Below are 23,140 nucleotides of genomic sequence, written 5' to 3'. Positions count from 1 at the left end.
AATAAGCGCCCTTCGCTCGCAGGGGCAGACGTCGAAATAAGCGCCGCCAAACCGGTTGCGCTCTTTCAGCGTCTTCTGCTGCGAAGGCTGATGAGACAAGGAGAGCGTCGTGGCACGTATCGCCGGCGTCAACATTCCGACTAACAAGCGCGTCACGATCGCGCTGCGCTATATCCACGGCATCGGCCCGGCTATGGCGGCGGAAATTTGTGAAAAGGTGGGTATTCCCGCCGAGAAGCGTGTGAGCCAGCTCACCGACGCTGAAATTCTGCAGATCCGTGAAGCCATCGACGCTGGCTACACCGTGGAAGGCGATCTTCGCCGTGAAGTCGCGGTGAACGTGAAGCGTCTGATGGATCTGGGCTGCTATCGTGGCCTGCGTCACCGTCGTGGCCTTCCGGTCCGCGGCCAGCGCACGCACACCAATGCGCGCACCCGTAAAGGCCCGGCCAAGCCGATCGCCGGCAAGAAGAAATAAGGAACGAGGGTAATGGCAAAAGAACCGTCCCGCGTCCGCCGCCGCGAGCGCAAGAACATCACGGCTGGCGTCGCGCATGTGAACGCCAGCTTCAACAACACCATGATCACCATCACCGACGCGCAAGGAAACGCGATTTCCTGGTCGTCGGCTGGCGCCATGGGGTTCAAGGGCTCGCGCAAATCCACGCCGTACGCTGCCCAGGTGGCTGCTGAAGATGCAGGCCGCAAGGCGCAAGAGCACGGCGTCAAGACGCTTGAAGTCAAGGTCTCCGGCCCGGGTTCGGGACGTGAGTCCGCGCTCCGTGCGCTGCAGTCTGTCGGTTTCACGATCACGACGATCCACGACGTGACCTCGATTCCGCACAATGGCTGCCGTCCGCCGAAGCGCCGCCGCGTCTAAATTCTTTCAGCGTCCGAGGCGCTGATTGACGACTTTGGTCCGGCGCGCAGCCTTCTGGCTGTCGCGCCGCACGCCTGAAGGGGTGATGTCCGTGATTGAAAAGAACTGGCAGGAACTGATCCGCCCGATGAAGCCGGAAATCCAACCTGGCTTTGATCCGGTGCGCCAAGCCAAGATCATTGCTGAGCCGCTCGAGCGCGGCTTCGGCATGACCCTGGGCAATGCGCTGCGCCGCATTCTGCTGTCCTCGCTGCAGGGCGCGTCGATCACGGCGGTGCAGATTGATTCCGTTCTGCACGAGTTTTCGTCCATCAAGGGCGTGCGGGAGGATGTCACCGACATCATCCTGAACCTCAAGCAGGTCGCGCTTCGCATGCATGGCGAAGGTCCCAAGCGTCTGACCCTGAAAAAGCAGGGCCCGGGCGAAGTGACCGCCGGCGACATCGAAGAGACCGCTGACGTCGAGATCATCAACAAGGATCACGTCATCTGCACCCTCGACGAGGATGCGGATGTGCGCATGGTCCTGACCGTGAACACCGGCAAGGGCTATGTCCCGGCTGACCGCAACCGCCCCGAGGACGCCCCGATCGGCCTCATCGGCGTGGACGCGCTCTACAGCCCGGTCAAGCGCGTCGCCTATCGCGTGGAGAACACGCGTGAAGGCCAGGTGCTCGACTATGACAAGCTGATCCTGGAAGTCGAAACCAACGGCGCTGTGACCCCCGAGGACGCCGTGGCTTATGCCGCTCGCATCCTGCAGGACCAGTTCCAGATCTTCGTGAACTTCGAAGAGCCTTCCGAAGCCCGTGCGGCCGAGGACGACAAGCCGGAGCTGGACTTCAACCCGGCCCTCTGAAAAAGGTGGACGAGCTGGAGCTGTCGGTGCGTTCGGCGAACTGCCTGAAGAACGACAACATCGTCTATATCGGCGACCTCATTCAGAAGTCCGAGGCGGAAATGCTCCGCACCCCGAACTTCGGTCGCAAATCGCTCAACGAGATCAAGGAAGTTCTCGCACAGATGGGTCTGCATCTGGGCATGGACGCGCCGAACTGGCCGCCGGAGAACATCGAAGATCTCGCCAAGAAATATGAGGATCAAATCTAGGAGGAACGCCGCGAGGCGTCCCTAACCGGGATTGAAGGAGAAAACCGATGCGTCATGGCGTCGCCCACCGCAAGCTTAACCGCACCTCGACTCACCGTCGCGCCATGTTCGCCAACATGGCCGCGTCGCTGATCGAGCACGAACAAATCGTCACCACCCTGCCGAAGGCCAAAGAGCTCAAGCCGATCATGGACAAGCTCATCACCCTGGCCAAACGCGGTGATCTGCATGCTCGCCGTCAGGCGATCTCCAAGATCCGCAACAAGGATCAGGTGGCCAAGCTGTTTGAAACCCTCGGCCCGCGCTACGAAGAACGCAATGGTGGTTACACCCGCGTTCTGAAAGCCGGTTTCCGTCATGGCGACAACGCGCCGATGGCTGTGATCGAGCTGGTTGATCGCGATCCCGAAGCCAAAGGCGCCGCCGATCGTGCGCGTGAGGAGGCTGTCGAGGGCGCTGAAGACTAAGGTCTTCGCACTTTCGAACGAGACAAGGGCCGCATCCTTCGGGATGCGGCCCTTTTCGTTTGCGCGGGACTAAGCGCCTCTAGGCGTTGAAACAGATCTTGTTGCCATCGAGATCGCGCACATAGGCGGAGTAATAGGGGCCGCGTTGTCCCGGCTTTCCCTCATCCGTCCCGCCCAGTTCGAGAACTCTCCTGTAGATCGCGTCGACCTGCTCGGGCGCGCCGACATGAAAACCGATCATTGTTCCGTTGCCGTGTGTCGCTGGCTTCCCATCAAAGGGGGCCGCCACCGCAAAAGCGAACCCGTCGCCCAGCCAGTAGGACATCCGGTCGGTCTGTGCGGCCTGTACGATGCCGAAATGGCTGAAGAGCTGGTCGTAGAAGCGGATTGCAGCCTCCATATTGTTCGTACCGGCGACGAAATAATTCATTTGCACGTCTGTCTCTCCTGAGTGCGTCTGTGACGTTGAGAGACAAGGTTATTTCCAAATATGACATTTTATGTCGTATTTGGTGAATGACGAGATCAGACGCGTCCACCAGAATGCAGCGGCTTGAAAGGCTCACGGCGCAGCTGAAGGCTGAGCCGTTTTGCGTCATCAAGGATTTGGCCAAGACCCATGGGGTCAGCGAGCGCACCCTGACGCGGGACCTGGCGTTGTTGCGCGAGCAGGGGCTGCCGATCGAGACTGATCGCGGACGCGGAGGCGGCGTGCGACTGGATCGCCGCTGGGGCGTCGGACGACTGAACCTCGCTTATGCAGAGGCGGTGGATCTGCTCATCGGCATCGAGGTGGCGCAGCAATTAGGATCGCCGATCTTCCTGGCCAGCCTGGACGCGGTCCGACGCCAGCTGATCGCTTCCTTCTCGCCAGAGAAGCGCGAGAGGGTGGAGGCGCTGAAATCGAGAATTCTCGTCGGCGTCACCTCGTCCACTTTTGTACAGGCGAGCGCGTCTTTGCCGCCCGATCCAGTGGTGAAGGCTTTGCACCAGGCGTTCATCGACAAGGAAGTCCTCGATATCTGCTATCAGCGCGAGGACCTGATGGTCACAGAGCGGCGGATCGAGCCGCATTACCTGCTGCTGAAATACCCGGTCTGGTATGTCATCGCCTTTGATCATCTCAGGGGCGAGCCGCGGACGCTGAGATGTGACCGGATCCGGGAGGCGCGGCTGACCGGCGCACGCTTCACGCTTCGGCCCAAATCGCAATTCGAGCATATCTGGACTGAAGGCGGTCTGCTCGCCTGAGGTCGGCTAATCGCCGCCAAGCGCCTTGCGGGCCTTGGCGCGGTGCTTATCGGTAATGGCGCCGCCAACTTGCAGGATGATGGTCGTCAGCACTGTGCCGTCATCGGCATAGCCGACGAGTCCCAGAAAATCGGGAATGATGTCGACGATCCACAGGAAGTAGAGCAGGCCGAAGGCGAGGGCGGCGCGGGCCTGCAAGGGCGTCTCAGGATCGCGCATGGCGTAATAGGCGGCGACCAGATCCTCCAGGAACGGGATCTGGCGCGCCACACGCTGGACCTTCGGCCAGAAATTGGCCTCGACCTTGGCTTCATCCTGCTCGAACTCCGCCTCGGTACGCTCGGATGCTTCCTCCACCCGCTGATGGGCCAGCTCTTCCGCCCGGTCGAGCGCTTTGGTCCGGCCGTCCTTGTAAAGCGGCGCATAGGCTTTCTCGGCGCGGGACTGGATCTTCTCCAGAGCCTTGTCGCCCTTGCCGCGTCTGAAGATGAAGGTCTCGATCTGTTTGCGCATGATGCATCCCCCTGGGGGCAGTATATCCCGTTTGAGAGCGAACGCCGCGACGATCTTGCGAAACCGTAATCGCTCAGCCCCTGTTCAGGCCGCTTGCCTGATCTTACATCGGCCTATCAATATTTTCGTGTTTGCTGGCTTAGCCCGAGGAGATTGCTCCATGATCCGAACCCTGTCGCTTGCGCTGTTGACCAGTGTGGCCCTTGTCGCTCCGGGAGCGGCGCAGGAGCGGGCGGTCCCTGAAACACAGGCTCAGGTTCAGCTCTCCTTCGCCCCTGTTGTGCGGGAGGCGGCGCCGGCTGTGGTGAATGTCTATTCGCGTCGCGTGATTGCTCAACGCACCCCATTCGCAGGCGATCCCTTTTTTGAGCGTTTTTTCGGACCGCAGGTGCGAGAGCGCGAGGTGAACTCGCTGGGCTCCGGCGTGATCGTGGATTCCACCGGCGTCATCGTCACCAACAATCACGTCGTGCAGGGCGCACAGGATCTGCGCGTCGTCCTGTCCGACCGCAGGGAGTTCGAGGCGGAGCTGCTCCTGGCGGATGAGCGCACCGATCTCGCAGTTCTGAAAATCGACACGAACGAAGCACTGCCGGTCCTGCCGTTCGATGAGGCGGGCGACAGCGAGGTTGGCGATCTGGTGCTGGCCATCGGCAATCCGTTTGGCGTGGGCCAGACCGTCACCTCCGGCATTGTGTCGGCGTTGGCCCGAACCGATGTCGGCATTTCAGACTATGCCTTCTTCATCCAGACCGATGCAGCCGTGAACCCGGGCAATTCCGGCGGCGCGCTTGTGGATATGGACGGACAGCTGATCGGCGTGAACACGGCGATCTTTTCGCGCTCGGGCGGATCAAACGGCATCGGCTTCGCCATTCCGTCTGAAATGGTGCGCACGGTCGTCGAGGCCGCGCTTCAGGATGGCGAGATCATCCGCCCCTGGCTGGGGGCGCGCCTGCAGCCGGTCACCCAGGACCTGGCGAGCTCCCTGGGGCTGGACCGCCCGCGTGGAGCGATTGTCGCCGATATCTGGCAGGGCGGGGCCGCGGACCGGGCCGGTCTCCAGCAGGGGGATGTGGTGGTGGCCGTTGATGGCGTGGAAGTGAATGATGAGGTGGGCGCCCGTTTCCGCTTCGCCACGCGCATGATTGGCGACACTGCAGAGCTTTCGGTTCTGAGGGACGGGCGTGAGCGTGTCTTGCGCGTGGATGCGGAACCTGCGCCAGGCGCGATTGAGGGCGCGCGCATGGAGATCACGGGCGAGAACCCGCTTCATGGCGCCGAGCTGGTTCAGCTCAGCCCGGCCTTCAACGAAGAGAACGGCATCGACCCCTTCATGAACGGGGTTCTGGTGTCTTCGGTCGCGCGCCGCTCCGCCGCCGCCTATTTCGGTTTCCAGCCCGGCGACCGCATCCTGTCCATTCAGGATGAGCGCGTGGACAATCTGGTCGATCTCAACCGCATTCTGCGAGAGAAAGAGGGCGCGGACAGCTGGCCGATGGAAATCGAACGGCGGGGCGAACGCTTCTCACGGACGCTGTCTCTCTAACCGGTCTGCTTGCGTTCGGATATCGCGAGGTCCCAGTCCAGCCAGGACTTGGCCTCGTCGATGTCGCGAAATTGCGCGATCAGCCGGTGATTCAGACTGATTGTTGTGTCGATCAGGGTGTATTCCAGCTCCTGGCGCTCGGAGGCGGGGTCGTAAACGACCGCAATCCGCCCCGACCCGCCGCTCAGGCAGGCGGAAATAGCACGCCCGAACGCGATCGCGTCAGCCTCGTCCAGATGCGACTTTGAGAGGCCTGGCAGGACAAGCAGGCGAATGCGGTTGCGATAGGGGCAGGTCTGCATGAATTGAAGGAAGCTTTGAGCGGCCTCAGCCGTGAAGGCGTCCCCCACATCAAGTATGACCCGACCCTGTCCTTCTTCGAGAATGCGCATGAGGCGTCCAGTGAGTTATAAAGGCATAACCACACTGTAAGTAGGTCCGTTCGGAGCCGTTACAAGACTGTCACAAAAAAAGAGTGTGCGCGGTCCGCATCAATCTCGCGCCAGGGCGCGCCAGGCGATGTCGCGGCGGCAGACGCCCTCGGGCCAGTCGATCATGTCCACCGCGGTGTAGCAGCGCTCCACGGCCTGTTTGAGGTCATCGCCGACAGCGGTGACGTTCAGCACCCGACCGCCATTGGCCACAAGCTCGCCGACTTCATTGGTCCCGGTCCCGGCGTGGAAAATGGTGACGCCTTCGACCTCTCCGGCCTCCTTGACGTTCGAGATGACCGAGCCCTTGTGGTAATGGCCCGGATAGCCCCGGGTCGCCATCACGACGGTGGCTGACGGACGGGCCTGGTCCACAGTTGGCAGCAATTGTGCGAAATCCCGCGCTGGCATGCCGCCCGTGGCGCAAGCCAGCAGCACGGGCACGATATCGTCGAGCATGGACGCCATGAGCACCTGACATTCAGGGTCGCCAAAACGCACATTGAACTCGACGACTTTCGGCCCCTCCGAGGTCATCATGAGGCCTATGTAAAGAACGCCCTGATAGGGATGGCCGGCCTCATTCAGGCCATTGATCATCGGCGCGGCGATCTTTTCATCCACCTCGGCCATGAGCGCAGGCGTCATCACGGGAGCGGGACAATAGGCGCCCATGCCGCCGGTGTTGGGACCTTCGTCATTGTCCCGAAGCCGCTTGTGATCCTGGCAGGCGGGCAGGGTGATGCGGTTCACCCCGTCGGTGAGGACGAAGACGCTGGCCTCCTCGCCATGCATGAATTCTTCAATGACCAGTTCTGCCGAAGCATCGCCGAACTTGCCCGACAGCATCTCCTCGGCTTCCGCCTTGGCCTCGTCCAGGGTAGGGGCGATGACGACGCCCTTGCCTGCGGCCAGACCGTCCGCCTTGAGCACATAGGGCGCCTCCAGCGTGTCGAGAAACGCCTTGGCCTTGTCGACCTCGGTGAAGCGGCCATAGCGGGCGGTCGGCACGCCCAGCTTGGCCATCAGATCCTTGGAGAAGCCTTTGGAGGCTTCAAGCTGGGCCGGCTCCCTGTTCGGGCCGAACACGTCAAAGCCGCGTGCGCGCAAACGATCCGCGGCGCCGAGCGCGAGGGGGACTTCAGGACCAATGACGATGAGATCGGGTTCTAGCTGCAGGACGAGCTGTTCGAGCTTCTCCACATCATCAGGCTGCACGTCGAAGCAGGGACCGAACTGGTCCATGGCCGGCGAGCCGGGCGCAGACCAGATGGTGTCCACCAGCGGGCTTTGGGAAATCTTCCAGGCAAGGGCATGCTCGCGGCCGCCCGATCCGATGATGAGAATGTTCATGGTCCGCCCTTGTGGTCCTGAAAGCGAGAAGTCAGAAGGTCTGCGACAGCTGAATGGCCCCGACGGGCGCGCAGGTCAACGGCGCCTGAGCGGTACACGCAATCCGAATCCGCGGCTAGGGTGACGGGATGACAGACGCCAGCGCTTCCAACACGCCCGAATATACGGTTTCCGAACTCTCCAACGCTCTCAAGCGGACGGTCGAGCAGGCCTATGACCATGTGCGTGTGAGGGGGGAGCTGGGCCGCGTGACCGTCGCCAAGTCCGGCCATGTCTATCTCGACATGAAGGACGACAAGGCGGTCATAGACGGGGTGATGTGGAAAGGCGTCGCCGCTCATCTCAATTTCCGGCCAGAGGAAGGGTTGGAGGTGATCGCCGAGGGGCGTCTGTCGACCTTCCCCGGGCGCTCGAAATACCAGATGATCATCGAGCGGATGGAGCCGGCGGGCGAAGGAGCGCTTATGGCGCTTCTGGAAGCGCGCAAGAAGGCGCTCGCGGCCGAAGGCCTGTTCTCTCCTGATGGAAAGCGCGCACTGCCCTTCCTGCCGCGCGTGATCGGGGTCGTGACCTCTCCGACAGGGGCGGTGATCCGCGATATTCTGCATCGTCTGGAAGACCGCTTCCCGGTCCATGTTCTGCTCTGGCCCGTCCTGGTGCAGGGCGAGAAGGCGGCGGATCAGATCGCCCATGCGATCGAGGGTTTCAACGCGATTGAGCCGGGCGGGCCAGTGCCAGTTCCCGACGTTCTGATTGTGGCGCGAGGCGGCGGTTCGATCGAGGATTTGTGGTGCTTCAACGAAGAGCGCGTCGTGCGCGCCGCCGCTGCCTCTCGCATTCCGCTGATTTCAGCGGTTGGGCATGAAACCGACACCACGCTGATCGATTACGCCTCGGACCGTCGCGCGCCCACGCCGACAGGCGCGGCCGAGATCGCCGTGCCGGTCCGGCGCGAACTGGTTGAACGCATCTCCACAACCACCGCCCGGCTGATGAGCGCCCTGGTGCGCGGTCTTGATCGCAAGGCGGCGGATCTGAAATCCGCTTCTCGCGGCCTGCCCAGCCCTCGGGCCACACTCAATGAGAACAACCAAAAGCTCGACTTCATCGCCAGCCGGCTCAATGGCGCGGCTCAGTCGGGTCTGGAGCGCAAGCAGACCCGATTGCAGGCGGCGGCGCTCCAGATGCGGCCCACGGCCCTCAGGCGCGATCTGGCGATCAAGGGCGATCGATTCCAGCAGTCCGGCGCCCGGCTGGAACAGGCGTTTCGCCGGGAACTCGGTGATCAGGCCCGGACGCTCGGATCTCTGGGCGCGCGACTCGAGGCGCTCTCGCACAAATCGGTGCTCAGGCGCGGGTTTGCTCTGGTGAAGGATGAGTCCGGCGCGCTGGTGCGCCAGGGCGCGGCCTTGACCTCCGGTCAGGCGGTGACGCTGGTATTTGAGGACACGACGAGGGGGGCCATCGTTGACGGCGCATCTTCGGCCTCGCCCTCCAGCGCTTCCAAGCCTGCTGCGCGTCCAAAATCCGCGACGAAATCCCGAAAGAAACCGTCCAGTCCGGATCAGGGCAGCCTGTTCTAGGCGGCGTTCAGCTTGGCCAGGAATTCGGTCATGTCGCTCTGAAGCTGGCTGGCCAGCTTTCCAAGCGAATCAGAGGCCTGAACGACGGAGTGCGCCGCCGTGCTGGTCTCCTCGGCGCCAGTCTGGACCAGCAGGATCTCCTCGGACACCGAACCGGCGCTTCGGGCCGTCTGATCCGTGGTGCGGCTGATCTCGGCTGTAGCTGCGCTTTGTTCTTCCACGGCGCTTGAAATGGTGGTGCTCACCTCATTGACCTGCTGGATCGAGCGGGTGACGGCCTGGATGGCGCTCACAGCCCGCGCGACCACGCTCTGGATATGGGAAACTTGCTGTGAAATCTGATCGGTGGCCTGGGCGGTCTGGCTTGCCAGCGCCTTGACCTCGCTTGCGACGACGGCGAAACCCTTGCCCGCTTCACCGGCGCGCGCAGCCTCGATGGTGGCGTTCAGCGCCAGAAGATTGGTCTGGTCCGCCACGGTTTCGATGAGCGAGATGATCTCACCGATCGTATCCGCCGCAGCGCTCAGCTGGGCCATGGTTTCGCTCGTCTCTTCGGCTTCCGCATGCGCGCCGCTGGCGGTTTCGGAGGACAGAGTCACATTCTGCGCGATCATCTGAATGGCGCCGTCGAGCTCGGATGCGGCCTGGGCCACTATTTGCGCTGTGACATTCGCCTCTTCTGCAGCGGCGGCGACGGTCTCCGAGCGGGACGAGGCCGATTGGGCGGTATGGGACATGGAGCGGGCTGTCTCGGAGAGTTCTGCAGCCGCGCTCGAGACGGTTCGGACGATCGTGGAGACAGACCGCTCGAAATCGTTCGCCAGCCGTCGACGTTCGGCGTCCCGGCGATTGCGCATATCCGCCTCGATCGTGCTCAGACACAGATCCATATCCAGGAAGGCCGCCTTGGTCAGCGCCTGGATATCGGCGTCGAGACGCTCGATGACGCCTCGGCGCATCAGTCCGGCTTCTTTCAGGCGCAGGCGATTGAGTGCGCACAGCACGCCGCTGATCACTTTCTGGTAGGCGGCGAAATACCAGCGCTGCTCCAGTTCAAGGCGGGCGTGGGTCATCCCGATCCTGGAGACCGAAGTCACGTAGTCCTGAGCAAAACGGGCCGAGCAGATTTCCATCCAGTGCTCGAACTGCTTCTGCTGCGCATGGCGGCGAATGGCGTCAGTGGGAAAGAAAGCTGCGGTTGCAGGCGTGTCGAGGACATCGGCATAGAACTGGTCCAGCACGCCCGGCAGTATCTGCTCGATAAAGGGTTTCAGCCGGCGCAGAGATTCACGGTCCGACTCTGAAAAGTCGAGAAATTCCAAGCGGGAACCCAAGTCGGCTCGAATTCTGGCGGAGGCTTCGGCCACATCCGCAGAGAAGGAGTCAGACACTTCGCTCATATCATTAGTACCCGATGCAAGTTGCGCCAGAGTGCTCCGAATAACGTTATTATACAATAACTTGGAACTACATCTCTATTGTGGCGTCCTGCATAGGGTCTGAGGTTTAAGCGGCCCTTAACCGGGCAAGGAAGTCGGCCACATCCGAGCGGAGCTTGGCGGCCTGTTGGCCCAGTTCATCAGAAGACCGCACCAAACCTTTGGCGGACGTCGCCGTGCTCTGCACGCTGTTGAGCACGCCAGCGATGGTCTGGGATACAGACCCCGAGCTTTGGGCGGTCTGTTCCGTGTTCCGGCTGATCTCGGCGGTTGCCGCGTTCTGTTCTTCCACGGCGGCGGAAATCGAGGTGGAGACGCCATTCACCCGTTCAACCGACCGCGCCACGTCTTCAATGGCTTCGACCGCGCTTTTCACGACGGTCTGGATATTGTTGATCTGTTGGGAGATTTCGTCAGTCGCTTTGGCGGTTTGTCCGGCCAGTGACTTCACCTCGCTGGCCACGACGGCAAAGCCCTTGCCGGCGTCGCCGGCGCGCGCCGCTTCGATCGTGGCGTTCAGCGCCAGCAGATTGGTCTGTTCGGCCACGCCCTCGATCAGGGTGATGATCTCACCAATTTTCTGAGCGGCTTCATCCAGCGTATTCATGGTGACGCGTGTGCGTTCCGCCTGTTGGGCGGCCTGCGAGGATCCGGAGGCCGCTTCGCCTGCGCTGGCTGAAATCTCCTGGATGGCCTTGGTCAGTTCCGATGACGCGCCCGCAACGCTTTGTGCGGTCGCGGTGGCTTCCTCTGCGGCCGCGGCGACGGTGGAGGCCTGCTGGGATGAGGTTTCCGCGTCTCTCGCCATGGAGCGCGCGCTTTCCGCCAGATCGGTCGAGGTCTTGGCGAGTGTGTCTGAAATCGCTCCGATCTGGCCTTCCATTTCGGTGGCCAGCTGATCGAAGATCGCCAGACGCTCTTCGTTCTGACGCTCATAGATCACGGTCAGCACCAGCTCCATGTCGAGCATGACAGCCTTGACCAGAACCGAGACCCGTTGACGCGCGGCTTCGGAATGGCGTTTCCAGTTGATGGGTGAGCCTTTCTTGCGCTGATCGTTCAGCACGGCTTCGATCAGTCCCATCATCAGGAAGTTGTAGGCGCCGAAATACCATTGCGGCTGGAGTTTCAGTCGGGCGTGCGCGTCGCCGATGGCGGTGACGGAGCGGGTGTACTCGTCATCGAACTTGGCGTCCGCGATTTTCATCCAGTGTTCGAGTTGCTTGTCGCGAGCATGTTTGACGCCAGCATCACCGCCGAACATGCCGTAGATTTCCGGCCAGCCCTTAAGATGCTCGTAAAAAGCGTCCAGGGTGGCGGGAAATTCCCGGGCGATGACAGGTTTGAGTTCTCGAAGCAGCTCGCGTTCCTGCTCCTTGATCTTCATGAAGGCGATGCGCGTTTTATAATCGATCGAGAACGACATGGTGACCTGCGGGATAGCTGTGAAGCGTCGAAATTGAGCACGTTCACACACTCGATTCAGTCTGGTTAACAGGTCATTTCGCGTCTGCGTTGTGTGGCGTCAGTTCTTGAAGGCCGCCAGCACATAGGGACGCGCCGACCAGACCGTCAGCAGCGCCAGAAACCAGACTGCCCCAACCCAGTAATGATACCACAGGGCGAGGTCGGTCATGCCGATCATCACGAGAACGAAGGGCGCGGCGGTAATCACCATCTGAAGCGCGGTCTTGATCTTGGCGGTCGAGGTTACGGTCAGAGCGGCTTTGGAGGGGCGGATAAAACGTAGGGCTGTAATGGCGGCGTCCCGCCCGATGATCGCGATGACGGGCAAGACGAGATAGGCGTCAAAACCGCTAATGACGCAGTAGGCGATCAGATACCCGCCCACCAGCACCTTGTCGGCGATGGGGTCGAGCAGGGCGCCGAGGGCGCTCTGCGCGCCCATGGCCCGCGCGAGCCATCCATCGAGCCAGTCCGTGAGGGCCGCGACCACGAAGACTGCTGCGGCAATCAGCCCCAGTCGGACCGCGTCTGATTCCAGCATCGCCAGCGAACTTTGCACCAGCACCCAGCCGCCAATCACGCCCGCCAGGGCGCGTCCGATGGTGAGGATGTTGGGCAGCTGTCGCAGGACGCTATTCATGGAAATGCTCATAGATCTTCCGGGCGAGGGCTCTGGAGACGCCCTCAACGGCTTCGAGATCCGCCAGATTGGCGCGGGAGACGGCCTTGGCAGAGCCGAAATGCTTCAGAAGCGCGCTCTTGCGCGTGGCGCCAACGCCGTCGATCTCGTCGAGCGGATTCTCCCGCATCTGCTTGGCGCGCTTGGCGCGGTGACCCGTGATGGCGAAACGGTGCGCCTCGTCGCGGATACGCTGGAGGTAATAGAGCACCGGATCGTTCATCGGCATGCGGATAGGCGGCTTGCCGGGCATGTAGAAGACTTCGCGGCCCGCATCCCGATCCGGGCCCTTGGCGACCGCAGCGACGGCCACATCATCCACGCCGAGCTCTTCCATGACCTCCATGACCGATGAAAGCTGGCCCTTGCCGCCATCGATCAGGATCAGGTCAGGGACTGGCGCTCCTTCCTCACGCTCCTTCTGGAGCCGGGTGAAGCGGCGCCGGATCATCGCCTGCATCATGGCGAAGTCGTCATTGGTCGCCGCGTCATCGCCTTTCATGTTGAAGCGGCGATAGCTCTGCTTCTCGAACCCTTCAGGGCCCGCCACGATCATCGCGCCGAGCGCATTCGTGCCCTGGATGTGGGAGTTGTCATAGACTTCGATCCGCTCCGGTCGCTCTTCCAGACCAAAGACCCGCGCCACGCCGTCCAGCAGTTGCGCCTGGGAGCGGCTTTCCGCCAGATTGCGGCCCAGCGCTTCCTTGGCGTTGCGTTCGGCCGCTTCCACGAGCGCTTTCTTCGAGCCGCGCTTGGGGGTCCGGATCTCGACCGGATGACCGGCGCGCAGGGTCAGGGCTTCGGCCAGGAGCTCGGCCTGCTGCGGGTCAGAACTCGTGAGGATCAGGCGCGGCGCCGGCTTGTCGTCATAGAACTGGGCGATGAAGGCCGACAGGACCTCGTCCGGCGCGGCGTCCTGCTCATGCTTGGGATAGAGCGCGCGATTGCCCCAGTTCTGCCCGGCGCGGAAAAAGAAGATCTGCACACAGGTCTTCCCGCCTTCCTGATGGAGCGCGATGACGTCGGCGTCCTCCACGCCGTCCGGATTGACGTCCTGCTGGCTTGTGACGGCGGCGATGGCGCGGATGCGGTCTCGCAGCTTGGCGGCGGTCTCAAAGTCGAGATTTTCAGAGGCCGCGGTCATCTCGTCCTGAAGCCGCTGGCGCAGGCTGTTTGACCGACCCGACAGAAAGTCCTTCGCCTCGCGCACCAGCTCGTCATAGTCGGACGGGCTGACAAGATCGACGCAAGGCCCTGCGCAGCGCTTGATCTGATAGAGCATGCAGGGACGGGTCCGGCCCTCATAAACGCTGTCGGTGCAGGTTCTTATGCCGAAAGCCTTCTGCAGTGTGTTCAGCGTGTTGTTGACCGCGCTGGGGCTGGCGAAGGGGCCGAAATAATCGCCCTTGGCCTTGCGCGCGCCACGATGCTTGGTCAGTTGCGCGCTTTCATGATCGCGGCGGATCAGGATGTAGGGAAAGCTCTTGTCATCACGCAGCAGGATGTTGAAGCGGGGCTTCAGGCGCTTGATGAGGTTTGCTTCCAGCAGCAGCGCTTCGGTCTCGGTGCGGGTGAGGACAAACTCCATCGACCGCGTCAGCGAGATCATCAGGGCGATGCGATTGGTGTGCCCGCCGGACTTGGCGTAGTTCGACACCCGGTTCTTGAGCTTCTTGGCCTTGCCCACATAGAGGACCTCGCCATCCTCGCCATACATGCGGTAGACGCCCGGCCCCTGGGACAGGTTCTTTACATAGTCGGCGATGATCTCCGGCCCGGTGCGATACTCCTTCGGCGCAGGCCTGGGGCCAGCGTCGGAGGCTTTGTCGAGCGGGGGCGCGTCGGGGCGGTTGGCTTTGACCATGGGCCTAAGATAGGCGCGAAGTTCTGAGTCGTCAGCGCCAGCGGCTGAGGCTGACGCCCACGCTCTCGGCATCCTCGAGTGCGGTCAGCTTGTCGAGCGTCAGGTCAAGGCGTTTCACGCGCGGATCGGCGAACAGGGTGTCGGCGATTGTCTGGGCGAGGTCTTCCAGCAGATCATGGTGCGCGGACCCCACGATCTGACGCACGGTCTCGGCCATGGCGGCGTAGTTCACCGCTTCCCCGAGGGCGCCATTGGGATGCGTGGCTTCAGGCGCGACCTCGGCGGTCAGGCTGATCTCCAAAGGCTGCTTGCGGCCGCGCTCTGAATCATAGACGCCCACTTCCGCCTCAAGGCGGAGGCGATTGACGCGCACGCTGACCCGCTCGCCTGCATAATCAGGACGGGCGTTCGCGGCGTTTTGTGCAGCCAGGGCGTCGAGTTTCATAAAGCGGCCTCTACATCCAGTCTTCAGGAGCGGTATAAGCCGGAATGGCCCGGCGCCAAACCGCTCTGGGCCGATAGAGTGCAGATAGGATGATCATGGGCGACCCTTCGAGCCAAAAACCTGCAGCGCTGGTCACCGGCGGCGCCAAGCGACTGGGCCGCGCCTTCATCGAGGCGCTGGCTGCGGACGGCCATGATGTGATCATCCATTACAACAGCTCGGCGGATGAGGCCGAGGCGCTGGTCAAAGAGATCCGAGGCGTGCGCGCCATCGCGCTGGGCGCCGATCTGTCAAAGCCGGAAGAGGCGGCAAGCCTGGTCGCACGCGCCAATCAAGCGCTGGGTCCCGTGGGCGTTCTGGTCAATTCCGCCTCGATCTTCGAGCAGGACCAGCTTGAGGATCTGGGCGCCGAGAGCTTTCACCGTCACATGACGGCGAACACGCTGGCGCCGGCGCTTCTGACAAAGGCGGTGGCCGGGCAAGGGCTTGAGCGCGCCAGCGTCGTGAATGTGCTTGATTACAAGCTCTTCAATCTCAATGCCGATTATTTCTCGTACACACTCTCCAAGGCCGCGTTGAAGACGATGACGGAGATGCTGGCGAAATCCCTCGCGCCGAAGGTGCGGGTGAACGGTATTGCGCCGGGTCTGACCTTGCCGAGCGCGCATCATTCCGAGGTCGAGTTCGAGCGGGTGCATGACGACAATCCGCTCAAGCGCGGCTCGACGCCGGAGGATCTGGTCGCGGCGCTGCGCTTCTTTGTGAATACGCCGTCTGTTTCCGGTCAGGTGCTGTGCGTGGATGGCGGCCAGCATTTCGACCCCAGGCTCAGCCGGGATGTGTTTGAGGCGTTATGATTGGGGTCACGCCCGTGGGCGTGACGATCCTCGCTAAAGCTGCGGGCGCGCGGTCGCGCTTGCGAGCCCTGCGGGTTCGGTTTGCTGTTACGCTTCATCCTGAAGAGTGAATGGGGACATTAAACCCTCTTTCCCGGCGTAGGCCGGGATCCAGAGATCGTCTGGCGCTGCGCATTCGGCTCTGGGCCCCTGCCTTCGCAGGGCAAGAGAAGTGTTTTAATGACAGGATGAATCCGCGTTAGCCGGACAAGCGGTTCTCTGAGACCTTCACCGAGTATCGGAACGCTAACCCCGACGCACCACGGCCTTTTCGCCACAGCTCGGGCGGCGGATCTCGACAGCAGTCAGACCTGGCAGGGTTTTCTCGAGGCGCTCGAACACCCAATAGGCGATCGCTTCCAGAGACGGATGCTCCAGACCTTCCACATCATTGAGGAGGCGGTGGTCGAGCTGTTCGCGGATCTTGTTGATCTCGGCCTCGATTTCCCAGAAATCCTTGACCATGCCGCTTTCGGCCGCACGCGAACCGGTCAGCGTCACCGTGCCGGCGAAGGAATGCCCGTGCATCCGCGAAAACGGATGATTGGCGTCCTTGTGCTCGAAATGGTGCGCGGCGTCGAAGGTGAAGTCCTTCGAGATTTCCAGGTGCAGATCGGTCATGGTCAGGGTTTCATGCTCAAGCAAGGCGCGCCATATACAGGCAAAGCGTACAAAAGAGAACCGTTCCCGGCTGTTTGTCGCAGTCCGGGCCAGAGAGAGCCGATATGAGTGAAACGCCCGCCCGTCCCGCGTTGACGCCGAAAACCATCCTTCTCTGGGCTTTGCCCGTACTGGCGGGCATCCTCGTGCTGATCCTCAGCTACGCGCTCCACTGGGAGCCCTGGTTCGGCTTCGCCAGCATCATCGCCGGCGCGCTCCTGACAGTCATGCTGATCGGCAATCACTACAAGGTGGGGCCGGACGCCTGATCAGGCCTTGGCCTTCATCGTCACCAATGACCAGACATGGCCGTAAGGGTCGCGCACCTTGCCGTGCCGGCCGAAGAACTCCTCGGTGACATCCCGGATCGAGGTGCATCCGGCCTCGACCGCGCGTTGGTGCCAGGCGTCCGCGTCGTCCACCTGAAGACTGATCGTGAAGGTGGTGCGGTCGCCCAGCGTTGGCGGCGCCACATTGCCGGTCATGGCTTCGTGTTCGGGAAACTCGTCCGCCATGAAGATCACTCCGCCATTGATGCGCAGGGCGGCGTGGCCGAGCTTGCCTTCAAACTCATAGCGTTCAGCTTCTTCCGCGCCGAAGGCCTGTTCATAGAAGCTGATGGCTTCTATGCCATTGCGAACGCTCAGATAGGGCGTGACGGGGTTGGGTTTCGTCGTCTCACTCATCTCTGCGCTCCGCTGGTGTGAACATTTGCGAACACGGGTCAGCTTAGCCCATAGTCCGCGCCATGAGCGATCTGTTTTCCTCCGCCGGTCTTGAGACCGAAGCGCCACGCCCGCTGGCCGACCGTTTGCGCCCGCAAACGCTCGAGGATGTGGTGGGCCAGGACCATGTGCTGGGCCCGGATGGCCCGCTGGGGCGCATGCTCGCGCAGGGGCGCCTGTCCTCGTTGATCCTGTGGGGGCCGCCGGGCGTGGGCAAGACCACCATTGCGCGTCTCCTGGCTGAAAGGGCGGGGCTCGAGTTTGACGCTATCTCGGCGGTCTTCTCCGGCGTCGCCGATCTCAAGAAGGCGTTTGATCGCGCCCGCGCCCGTCGTCAGGCGGGGCGAGGCACGCTGCTGTTCGTGGACGAGATCCATCGCTTCAACCGCGCCCAGCAGGACGGCTTTCTGCCGGTCGCCGAGGAGGGGATCATCACCCTTGTGGGCGCCACCACGGAAAACCCCAGCTTCGAGCTCAACGCCGCGCTCCTGTCGCGCTGTCAGGTGATGGTGCTCAAGCGGCTCGACGCCGAAGCGCTGGAAAAGCTGCTCAGGTGCGCCGAGGCCGAGGAGGGGACGACGCTGCCCCTCACCGAAGAGGCGCGCGAAGGCCTGATCGCCATGGCGGATGGCGATGGCCGCTACATGCTGAACCTCGCTGAAGAGCTGATCGCGCTGAAACCCGAGACGCCTCTGGACCTCAAGGACCTCTCCTCGGTGCTGCAAAAGCGCGCCCCGGTCTACGACAAGGACCGGGAGGAGCATTACAACCTCATCTCGGCGCTGCATAAGTCCGTGCGCGGCTCGGACCCGGATGCCGCGCTCTACTGGCTGGCGCGTATGCTGAGCGCGGGGGAAGACCCGCTCTATCTGGCGCGGCGGATCGTGCGCATGGCGAATGAGGAAATTGGCCTCGCCGATCCCGGCGCCGTACACGCCGCGCTGGCGGCCAAAGATGTCTATGAGTTTCTGGGCAGTCCGGAAGGCGATCTGGCGCTGGCCCAGGCCGTGGTCCATATCGCCTGCGCGCCCAAATCAAACGCGGTCTACACCGCCTGGAAAGCCGCCCTGCGCACCGCCAAGGGCACAGGCTCTCTGATGCCGCCCGCCCATATCCTCAACGCCCCCACCAAGCTCATGAAAGAGGTGGGCTATGGCAAGGGCTATGAGTACGACCATGACGTGGAGGGCGGCGTCTCGGGCCAGAACTATTTCCCCACCGAAATGGGCAAGCCCCCCACCTTCTACGAACCCAAACCCCAGGGCCGTGAAGCAGCCCTGCTGGAACGGCTGGAGCGGTTTCGCGCGGTCAGGGCGGAGCGGGCGAAGCGCGGGGATTAAGGGTGTTGGTCGGTTGAGCGAACCCTTTTAGACTTTGGACTTCTTTCTGGTTCGAGGCGAAACGTGTCCCAGTTCTGCGCCGTCCTGACGGGCGATCTTATTAATTCCACCAAGACGGATCGCGAGATTGTCGAGCGGGCCTTTGACGCTTTGTTCAAAGCGGGTGACGCTGTGCGTGATTTCGACTCTCAGGGCGGGACGGCCATCGAGCGGTATCGCGGCGATGGCTGGCAAGTGCTGGTGCGTGATCCGCGCTTCGCCCTGCGTGCGGCGCTAATGTTTTCGGCGGCGGTGGCGTCCGTGGACCGGTCCATCGCCACCCGCATCGCTGTGGGAACAGGTCCGCTTGAAGGACTTAACCCGGCCGGGCTGGGCGCGTCTGACGGCCCGGCCTTCCGCATTTCCGGCCGATTGTTGGAAGCCATGCCTAGAGGTGCGCAGATAGCTTTGAAGCGCACGGGTCTGACCGTGTCCGAAGACAGCTGGCGCGCGGTGTCTTTCGCGCTGGCGGGGGCTGTTGCAGAGAACTGGACGCAGAAACAGGCGCTGGTGATGCGTCACATCTTGCCGCTCCCCGCGCCGACGCAAACCGACATCGCCTCTCGCATCGGGGTTACCCAACAGACCGTTCAGCAGCATTTTGAAAGTGCGCATGGCCCGCTCCTTCTTGATCTGCTTGAGCAAGTTGAGGCGGTGGAATGGCTGTGATCGTATTACAGGTCACAGAGCCTGTAATTGGGCTTTACAGGCTCCAGAGGCTGTTACCCGGCATGCGCCGGTGGGCAGGCGTTTCCAGACAGGTCCCAGAGCCTGTAAAGGACGGAAACAGGGTTATGAACCTGTGGAGCGGTCAGAATGCTTGAAACGGCGATCGCGCTGCTGGCCGCCCATATGGCTGCGGATTTCGTGCTCCAGTTCAACTGGATCATCACGAACAAACGCAAGCCTGAAGCGTTCGCCCTGCATACCGGGATCGTGCTGCTGACGAGCGTGCTGGCGCTGGGGGTGTTGAGCTTCGAAGCCTCGGACGCCCTGTGGGCGATTACTGTTGTGACAGTCAGTCATGCGGTCATAGACGCCATCAAGACCTATGGGCTGACGGTGGAGCGCTGGGAGAAGCCGCGCTGGGACTTTGCCGCGTTCAGTCTCGACCAGCTGGCGCATCTGGGCGTCATCGTGCTGGCGGCGTTTATGTTCCCTGATGCGTTTGCGCAAGGCGAGTGGAGCTGGCGATTAGGGGAGCACGCTCAAGGACTTGTCAGCGTCTATGCCTGTTTCGCCGGCTTGATCGCAGCGACCCGGATGGGGCAGTTCACCATCGGGAAGTTCCTGGACCGGTTTGCCTTGCCCGAGCTGGAAACAAAGGCCGTCGCACCAAGCGCCGAAGCCCCTGATTCCGGGCTAGAGGATGGCGGCGCCTGGATCGGCCTACTGGAGCGGGCGGTGATCTTCGTGCTGATCCTGATCGGCGAGTTTACCGCCATCGGCTTCCTGCTCGCCGCCAAATCCGTGCTGCGCTTCCAATACGCTCACAAACGCAGCCAGAGCGAGTATGTCATTATCGGTACGCTGACGAGCTTTGGCTGGGCGGCGGCGATGGGCGGGCTGACGGTCTGGGCATTGAATGCCCTGAATGCCGCCTGATCCCCTTGCGCCATCGCGCTCACGCGCCTAACCCTCTCGCCCATGCAACATGTGCTTCTCATAGCGCTGGGCGGCGCGCTGGGCGCGGTGTCGCGGCACTTCGTCAATCAGGCGGGTCTCAGGCTCATCGGGCCGGAATGGCCGTACGGCACGTTCACGGTGAATGTGCTGGGCTGTCTGATGATGGGGCTGCTGGTGGGCTGGCTGGCCAGTGCTGGCCGTCCGGACGCCACCGAGCTGCGCTATGCGCTGGGCGTCGGGTTTCTGGGCGCGTTCACGACGATGAGCGCCTTCTCCCTGGATGTGCTGGTGATGATAGAGCGCAAGACTTATGTGATGGCCGCGATCTATGCGGGCGGAACGCTGATGGCTTCTCTGGCCGCAGTGTTCGTCGGGCTGATCCTGGCGCGAAAGGTGTTTGCCGCATGAGCGGAGTACAGACGGTTGAAGTCACCCGCGATGAAGACGAGATGCGCGTCGATCGCTGGTTCAAGAAGCATTTTCCCCATGTCAGCCATGGCATGATCGAGAAATTGCTGCGCACCGGCCAGATTCGCGTGGATGGCGGCCGGGCCAAAGGCAATCAGCGCCTCAGCGCGGGCCAGTCCGTGCGCGTGCCGCCCATGCCCGACGCCGGCGAGCCGCGCGAGCAGGGCTCGATCACCCGTCAGGATGCGCAGTTCGCGCGTTCGCTGGTGATCTATGAAGACAAGCAGATGATCGCGCTGAACAAGCCGCCGGGACTGGCGGTGCAGGGCGGCTCCAAGGTGACGATGCATCTGGATCATTTGCTGCAGGCCTTCGGCAAGGGTGATCAGAAGCCCAGGCTGGTGCATCGGCTCGACAAGGACACCTCCGGCGTTCTGGTGGTGGCCAAGACCGCCCAGAGCGCCAAGCGTCTGGCGCGCCTGTTCCAGACCCGTGACGTGAAGAAGACCTATTGGGCGATCTGCCTGGGGCTTCCGGCGCCGCGCGCGGGCGAGATCAAGGGCTTCATGAAGAAATCCATGGAAGGCGATCGCGAGCTGATGGTCGGCGCCCGCCATGGCGAGGAGGGCGCCCAGCATGCGCTGACCCGCTATGCGGTGGCCGACAATGCCGGCGCGCGGGCAAGCTGGGTCGTGCTGCGGCCCGAGACCGGGCGCACCCATCAGCTGCGCGTGCACATGCAGGCCATGGGGCATTCGATCTATGGCGACGGCAAGTACACCTGCGATTATCCCGATCCCGAAGGCCTGTCGCGCAAGCTGCACCTGCATGCGCGCAAGATCGAGATTCCGCGCGAAGGCCAGAAACCGCTGGTGATCGAGGCGGACCTGCCCAAACACATGGCCGACAGCTTTGACGCGCTCGGGTTCAATCCGGGCGACAATCTGATGCTGGTCGAGGAGGCGCTCGAATGAGCGAACTCAAGCTCGCCGTCTTCGATATTGACGGCACGCTCGTTGACAGCCGCGAGGTGATCCACCGCGCCATGACACGCGCCTTTGATCGCGCCGGTTTGGGCGAGATCACGTATGACCGGGTTCGCATGATCGTCGGGCTGGAGCTGGGCGAGGCCGTCGCACAACTCGCCCCGGCCGACTATCCCGCCGAGCGCGTGCCCGAGCTGGCGAATTTCTACAAGCAGGCCTTTGTGGAGATGCGCGCCCAGGACGGGTTCTCAGAACCGCTCTATGCGGGCGCGAAAGAAACCGTTGAACGGCTCGCCGATGAGGGCTGGCTTCTGGGCGTGGCGACCGGCAAGGCGCGGCGCGGGCTCGACATCGTGTTCGAGCATCACGACCTGCACAGATACTTCCAGACCTTCCAGACCGTGGATGGCGGGGCGGGCAAGCCCGATCCGCGCATGGTGCTGGATGCGATGAAGGAAACCGGCGTCGACGCCCATCGCACCGTGATGATTGGCGACACCAGTTGGGATATGCGCATGGCGCGAGCGGCGAATACTCATGCGCTGGGCGTCAGCTGGGGCTTTCACACCCCTGAGGAGATCGCCGAGGGCGGCGCCCACTCCATCCATGATGAATTTGACTGTCTGAATGCGGCGCTCGACGCCTTTGCGGAAAACGGAGCCAGCGCGGCATGAGCATGTCCAAGGCGAAAGCCGAGAACCGGGAACTGCCCAAGCGGTTCTATAAGGAGGTCAGCACTCAGCCCGGCGAGGGCGGCTGGTCGATCCTGCTCGATGGACGTCCAGTGAAGACCCCGGCCAAGCGCGCCCTGCACGTGCCGTCCGAAACGCTGGCGACGGCGCTCGCGGCGGAATGGGCGGCGCAGGAGACGGTGATCGACCCTTTCACCATGCCGATCACCCGCATCCTGCACGTGGCGCTCGACCGGATGGAAGCGGTGCGCGAAGGCGCAGCCGAGGAAGTGGCGAATTTCGGCCGCACTGACCTTCTGAGCCATCGCGCTGAGGAGTCCCAGCTCGCCGCCCGTCAGGCGGAACTGTGGGACCCGTATCTCGAATGGGCGAAAACCGCGCTCGACGCGCCGCTCAACGCCGCTGCGACCGTGCTGGCTTTGGAACAGCCTGAAAGCTCCATCGCGGCGCTCAAGGCCCGCGCTCTGGCGCAGGATGATCTGCGTCTGACGGCTCTGGTCAGCGTCACGCCCATCCTTGGCTCGGCGATCCTGGCGTTCGCGCTGCTCGAAGGCGAGGCGGACGCCGAAGCCGTCTGGAAAGCGGCGCGCGTGGATGACGATTATCAGATCGAGCGCTGGGGCGAAGACGCCGAAGCCGCGCTCGCCGCCGCCAACCGCAAGCGCGATCTCATCGCCAGCGAGACCGTCATGCGGGCGCTTGATGAGGCGGGGCTTTAGCTCAGACGTTGAATCCCG

At 62.6% G+C, this 23,140-nt stretch carries 26 protein-coding genes and 1 pseudogene; 16 read left to right on the top strand and 11 right to left on the bottom strand.

Annotated elements, in window-relative coordinates; genetic code table 11:
• The first annotated feature begins 109 nt into the window (after nt 1–109).
• From rpsM to rplQ, 4 genes and pseudogenes are all read left to right on the top strand, one after another.
• A complete protein-coding gene (gene rpsM / locus OA2633_RS03535) occupies nt 110–478 on the top strand; it encodes a 30S ribosomal protein S13 (RefSeq protein ID WP_009801115.1) in 369 nt (122 codons plus the stop codon).
• Between the two features lie 12 nt (nt 479–490).
• Nucleotides 491–880: a 30S ribosomal protein S11 gene (gene rpsK / locus OA2633_RS03530; RefSeq protein ID WP_009801114.1), complete on the top strand. Its 390-nt coding sequence runs from the start codon at nt 491–493 to the stop codon at nt 878–880.
• Between the two features lie 91 nt (nt 881–971).
• Nucleotides 972–1,990, top strand: a pseudogene (locus OA2633_RS03525) (DNA-directed RNA polymerase subunit alpha).
• A gap of 47 nt (nt 1,991–2,037) precedes the next feature.
• Nucleotides 2,038–2,457 carry a 50S ribosomal protein L17 gene (rplQ, locus tag OA2633_RS03520; RefSeq protein WP_009801111.1) on the top strand — a complete coding sequence of 140 codons (420 nt, stop codon included), beginning with the start codon at nt 2,038–2,040 and terminating at the stop codon, nt 2,455–2,457.
• A gap of 79 nt (nt 2,458–2,536) precedes the next feature.
• Here rplQ and OA2633_RS03515 read toward each other — a convergent pair whose 3' ends face one another.
• Nucleotides 2,537–2,893, bottom strand: coding sequence for a VOC family protein (locus OA2633_RS03515; protein WP_040612429.1), 357 nt, complete (start codon nt 2,891–2,893; stop codon nt 2,537–2,539).
• 107 nt (nt 2,894–3,000) lie between these two features.
• Between OA2633_RS03515 and OA2633_RS03510 the strand changes: the two genes are divergently transcribed.
• On the top strand, nt 3,001–3,708 hold the full coding sequence (locus OA2633_RS03510; protein WP_009801109.1) for a YafY family protein: 708 nt from the start codon (nt 3,001–3,003) through the stop codon (nt 3,706–3,708).
• Nucleotides 3,709–3,714: 6 nt separating this feature from the next.
• Here OA2633_RS03510 and OA2633_RS03505 read toward each other — a convergent pair whose 3' ends face one another.
• Nucleotides 3,715–4,221: a YkvA family protein gene (locus tag OA2633_RS03505; RefSeq protein ID WP_009801108.1), complete on the bottom strand. Its 507-nt coding sequence runs from the start codon at nt 4,219–4,221 to the stop codon at nt 3,715–3,717.
• 160 nt (nt 4,222–4,381) lie between these two features.
• On the opposite strand from OA2633_RS03505, the gene OA2633_RS03500 reads away from it, so the two are divergent.
• Nucleotides 4,382–5,770, top strand: coding sequence for a Do family serine endopeptidase (locus OA2633_RS03500; protein ID WP_009801107.1), 1,389 nt, complete (start codon nt 4,382–4,384; stop codon nt 5,768–5,770).
• Here the strand turns inward: OA2633_RS03500 and OA2633_RS03495 are convergent.
• Together OA2633_RS03495 and purD are read right to left on the bottom strand one after the other, a co-directional pair.
• Nucleotides 5,767–6,162 carry a hypothetical protein gene (locus OA2633_RS03495; protein ID WP_009801106.1) on the bottom strand — a complete coding sequence of 132 codons (396 nt, stop codon included), beginning with the start codon at nt 6,160–6,162 and terminating at the stop codon, nt 5,767–5,769. The genes OA2633_RS03500 and OA2633_RS03495 overlap by 4 nt on opposite strands.
• Before the next feature lie 99 nt (nt 6,163–6,261).
• Nucleotides 6,262–7,554 (bottom strand): phosphoribosylamine--glycine ligase, encoded by a 1,293-nt coding sequence (gene purD / locus OA2633_RS03490; protein ID WP_009801105.1) that lies wholly within the window; start codon nt 7,552–7,554, stop codon nt 6,262–6,264.
• A 128-nt stretch (nt 7,555–7,682) separates the two neighbouring features.
• Between purD and xseA the strand changes: the two genes are divergently transcribed.
• The gene (gene xseA / locus OA2633_RS03485) at nt 7,683–9,137 is read left to right on the top strand and encodes an exodeoxyribonuclease VII large subunit (RefSeq protein WP_009801104.1); all 1,455 of its coding nucleotides are present in this window, start codon (nt 7,683–7,685) and stop codon (nt 9,135–9,137) included.
• Here the strand turns inward: xseA and OA2633_RS03480 are convergent.
• The 5 genes from OA2633_RS03480 to folB form a co-directional block, all read right to left on the bottom strand.
• Nucleotides 9,134–10,537, bottom strand: a complete 1,404-nt coding sequence (locus OA2633_RS03480) for a globin-coupled sensor protein (RefSeq protein ID WP_009801103.1) — start codon at nt 10,535–10,537, stop codon at nt 9,134–9,136. The two genes, xseA and OA2633_RS03480, sit on opposite strands and share 4 nt — an antisense overlap.
• A gap of 106 nt (nt 10,538–10,643) precedes the next feature.
• On the bottom strand, nt 10,644–12,002 hold the full coding sequence (locus OA2633_RS03475; RefSeq protein WP_009801102.1) for a globin-coupled sensor protein: 1,359 nt from the start codon (nt 12,000–12,002) through the stop codon (nt 10,644–10,646).
• A 99-nt stretch (nt 12,003–12,101) separates the two neighbouring features.
• The gene (locus tag OA2633_RS03470; protein ID WP_009801101.1) at nt 12,102–12,683 is read right to left on the bottom strand and encodes a CDP-alcohol phosphatidyltransferase family protein; all 582 of its coding nucleotides are present in this window, start codon (nt 12,681–12,683) and stop codon (nt 12,102–12,104) included.
• On the bottom strand, nt 12,676–14,586 hold the full coding sequence (uvrC, locus tag OA2633_RS03465) for an excinuclease ABC subunit UvrC (protein WP_009801100.1): 1,911 nt from the start codon (nt 14,584–14,586) through the stop codon (nt 12,676–12,678). Before uvrC ends, OA2633_RS03470 begins: the two co-directional genes overlap by 8 nt.
• A 31-nt stretch (nt 14,587–14,617) precedes the next feature.
• Nucleotides 14,618–15,031, bottom strand: a complete 414-nt coding sequence (gene folB, locus OA2633_RS03460) for a dihydroneopterin aldolase (RefSeq protein ID WP_009801099.1) — start codon at nt 15,029–15,031, stop codon at nt 14,618–14,620.
• An 89-nt stretch (nt 15,032–15,120) separates the two neighbouring features.
• Here folB and OA2633_RS03455 point away from each other — a divergent pair, with 89 nt between their 5' ends.
• On the top strand, nt 15,121–15,888 hold the full coding sequence (locus tag OA2633_RS03455; protein WP_009801098.1) for an SDR family oxidoreductase: 768 nt from the start codon (nt 15,121–15,123) through the stop codon (nt 15,886–15,888).
• Between the two features lie 285 nt (nt 15,889–16,173).
• Here the strand turns inward: OA2633_RS03455 and OA2633_RS03450 are convergent, their stop codons facing one another.
• Complete coding sequence (locus OA2633_RS03450; RefSeq protein WP_040612426.1) at nt 16,174–16,548, bottom strand: 6-carboxytetrahydropterin synthase; 375 nt, start codon at nt 16,546–16,548, stop codon at nt 16,174–16,176.
• A gap of 104 nt (nt 16,549–16,652) precedes the next feature.
• Here OA2633_RS03450 and OA2633_RS03445 point away from each other — a divergent pair, with 104 nt between their 5' ends.
• Nucleotides 16,653–16,856 carry a hypothetical protein gene (locus OA2633_RS03445; protein WP_009801096.1) on the top strand — a complete coding sequence of 68 codons (204 nt, stop codon included), beginning with the start codon at nt 16,653–16,655 and terminating at the stop codon, nt 16,854–16,856.
• Here OA2633_RS03445 and OA2633_RS03440 read toward each other — a convergent pair whose 3' ends face one another.
• Nucleotides 16,857–17,273, bottom strand: a complete 417-nt coding sequence (locus tag OA2633_RS03440; protein ID WP_009801095.1) for a VOC family protein — start codon at nt 17,271–17,273, stop codon at nt 16,857–16,859. It abuts the gene before it with no gap.
• A gap of 62 nt (nt 17,274–17,335) precedes the next feature.
• Between OA2633_RS03440 and OA2633_RS03435 the strand changes: the two genes are divergently transcribed.
• From OA2633_RS03435 to OA2633_RS03405, 7 genes are all read left to right on the top strand, one after another.
• Nucleotides 17,336–18,652, top strand: a complete 1,317-nt coding sequence (locus tag OA2633_RS03435) for a replication-associated recombination protein A (protein WP_009801094.1) — start codon at nt 17,336–17,338, stop codon at nt 18,650–18,652.
• Between the two features lie 63 nt (nt 18,653–18,715).
• Entirely contained in the window at nt 18,716–19,360 is a 645-nt protein-coding gene (locus tag OA2633_RS15155; protein WP_009801093.1) for a MarR family transcriptional regulator, read from the top strand.
• A 147-nt stretch (nt 19,361–19,507) separates the two neighbouring features.
• Nucleotides 19,508–20,296 carry a DUF3307 domain-containing protein gene (locus OA2633_RS03425; protein WP_009801092.1) on the top strand — a complete coding sequence of 263 codons (789 nt, stop codon included), beginning with the start codon at nt 19,508–19,510 and terminating at the stop codon, nt 20,294–20,296.
• A 42-nt stretch (nt 20,297–20,338) separates the two neighbouring features.
• Nucleotides 20,339–20,725, top strand: coding sequence for a fluoride efflux transporter CrcB (crcB, locus tag OA2633_RS03420; protein WP_009801091.1), 387 nt, complete (start codon nt 20,339–20,341; stop codon nt 20,723–20,725).
• Nucleotides 20,722–21,699, top strand: a complete 978-nt coding sequence (locus OA2633_RS03415) for an RluA family pseudouridine synthase (protein ID WP_009801090.1) — start codon at nt 20,722–20,724, stop codon at nt 21,697–21,699. Before crcB ends, OA2633_RS03415 begins: the two co-directional genes overlap by 4 nt.
• Entirely contained in the window at nt 21,696–22,385 is a 690-nt protein-coding gene (locus OA2633_RS03410) for an HAD-IA family hydrolase (RefSeq protein ID WP_009801089.1), read from the top strand. The genes OA2633_RS03415 and OA2633_RS03410 overlap by 4 nt, the downstream gene beginning before the upstream one ends.
• Nucleotides 22,382–23,122: an ATP12 family chaperone protein gene (locus OA2633_RS03405; protein WP_009801088.1), complete on the top strand. Its 741-nt coding sequence runs from the start codon at nt 22,382–22,384 to the stop codon at nt 23,120–23,122. The genes OA2633_RS03410 and OA2633_RS03405 overlap by 4 nt, the downstream gene beginning before the upstream one ends.
• Nucleotides 23,123–23,140: the final 18 nt, after the last annotated feature.

The organism is Oceanicaulis sp. HTCC2633, assembly GCF_000152745.1.
GTDB lineage: Bacteria > Pseudomonadota > Alphaproteobacteria > Caulobacterales > Maricaulaceae > Oceanicaulis.
This window is presented reverse-complemented; position numbering and strand designations above follow the sequence as displayed.

Excerpts from the sequence above, each read along its gene's own strand:
- uvrC (WP_009801100.1), bottom strand. The coding sequence starts at position 14,586 with ATGGTCAAAGCCAACCGCCCCGACGCGCCCCCGCTCGACAAAGCCTCC.
- OA2633_RS03410 (WP_009801089.1), top strand. The coding sequence starts at position 21,696 with ATGAGCGAACTCAAGCTCGCCGTCTTCGATATTGACGGCACGCTCGTT.
- OA2633_RS03440 (WP_009801095.1), bottom strand. The coding sequence starts at position 17,273 with ATGAGTGAGACGACGAAACCCAACCCCGTCACGCCCTATCTGAGCGTT.
- OA2633_RS03445 (WP_009801096.1), top strand. The coding sequence starts at position 16,653 with ATGAGTGAAACGCCCGCCCGTCCCGCGTTGACGCCGAAAACCATCCTT.
- OA2633_RS03510 (WP_009801109.1), top strand. The coding sequence starts at position 3,001 with ATGCAGCGGCTTGAAAGGCTCACGGCGCAGCTGAAGGCTGAGCCGTTT.
- xseA (WP_009801104.1), top strand. The coding sequence starts at position 7,683 with ATGACAGACGCCAGCGCTTCCAACACGCCCGAATATACGGTTTCCGAA.
- OA2633_RS03455 (WP_009801098.1), top strand. The coding sequence starts at position 15,121 with ATGATCATGGGCGACCCTTCGAGCCAAAAACCTGCAGCGCTGGTCACC.
- OA2633_RS03495 (WP_009801106.1), bottom strand. The coding sequence starts at position 6,162 with ATGCGCATTCTCGAAGAAGGACAGGGTCGGGTCATACTTGATGTGGGG.
- rplQ (WP_009801111.1), top strand. The coding sequence starts at position 2,038 with ATGCGTCATGGCGTCGCCCACCGCAAGCTTAACCGCACCTCGACTCAC.
- purD (WP_009801105.1), bottom strand. The coding sequence starts at position 7,554 with ATGAACATTCTCATCATCGGATCGGGCGGCCGCGAGCATGCCCTTGCC.
- OA2633_RS03435 (WP_009801094.1), top strand. The coding sequence starts at position 17,336 with ATGAGCGATCTGTTTTCCTCCGCCGGTCTTGAGACCGAAGCGCCACGC.
- OA2633_RS03480 (WP_009801103.1), bottom strand. The coding sequence starts at position 10,537 with ATGAGCGAAGTGTCTGACTCCTTCTCTGCGGATGTGGCCGAAGCCTCC.
- OA2633_RS03415 (WP_009801090.1), top strand. The coding sequence starts at position 20,722 with ATGAGCGGAGTACAGACGGTTGAAGTCACCCGCGATGAAGACGAGATG.
- OA2633_RS03505 (WP_009801108.1), bottom strand. The coding sequence starts at position 4,221 with ATGCGCAAACAGATCGAGACCTTCATCTTCAGACGCGGCAAGGGCGAC.
- OA2633_RS03500 (WP_009801107.1), top strand. The coding sequence starts at position 4,382 with ATGATCCGAACCCTGTCGCTTGCGCTGTTGACCAGTGTGGCCCTTGTC.
- rpsK (WP_009801114.1), top strand. The coding sequence starts at position 491 with ATGGCAAAAGAACCGTCCCGCGTCCGCCGCCGCGAGCGCAAGAACATC.
- OA2633_RS03475 (WP_009801102.1), bottom strand. The coding sequence starts at position 12,002 with ATGTCGTTCTCGATCGATTATAAAACGCGCATCGCCTTCATGAAGATC.
- crcB (WP_009801091.1), top strand. The coding sequence starts at position 20,339 with ATGCAACATGTGCTTCTCATAGCGCTGGGCGGCGCGCTGGGCGCGGTG.
- OA2633_RS03425 (WP_009801092.1), top strand. The coding sequence starts at position 19,508 with ATGCTTGAAACGGCGATCGCGCTGCTGGCCGCCCATATGGCTGCGGAT.
- OA2633_RS03405 (WP_009801088.1), top strand. The coding sequence starts at position 22,382 with ATGAGCATGTCCAAGGCGAAAGCCGAGAACCGGGAACTGCCCAAGCGG.
- OA2633_RS03450 (WP_040612426.1), bottom strand. The coding sequence starts at position 16,548 with ATGACCGATCTGCACCTGGAAATCTCGAAGGACTTCACCTTCGACGCC.
- OA2633_RS03470 (WP_009801101.1), bottom strand. The coding sequence starts at position 12,683 with ATGAATAGCGTCCTGCGACAGCTGCCCAACATCCTCACCATCGGACGC.
- folB (WP_009801099.1), bottom strand. The coding sequence starts at position 15,031 with ATGAAACTCGACGCCCTGGCTGCACAAAACGCCGCGAACGCCCGTCCT.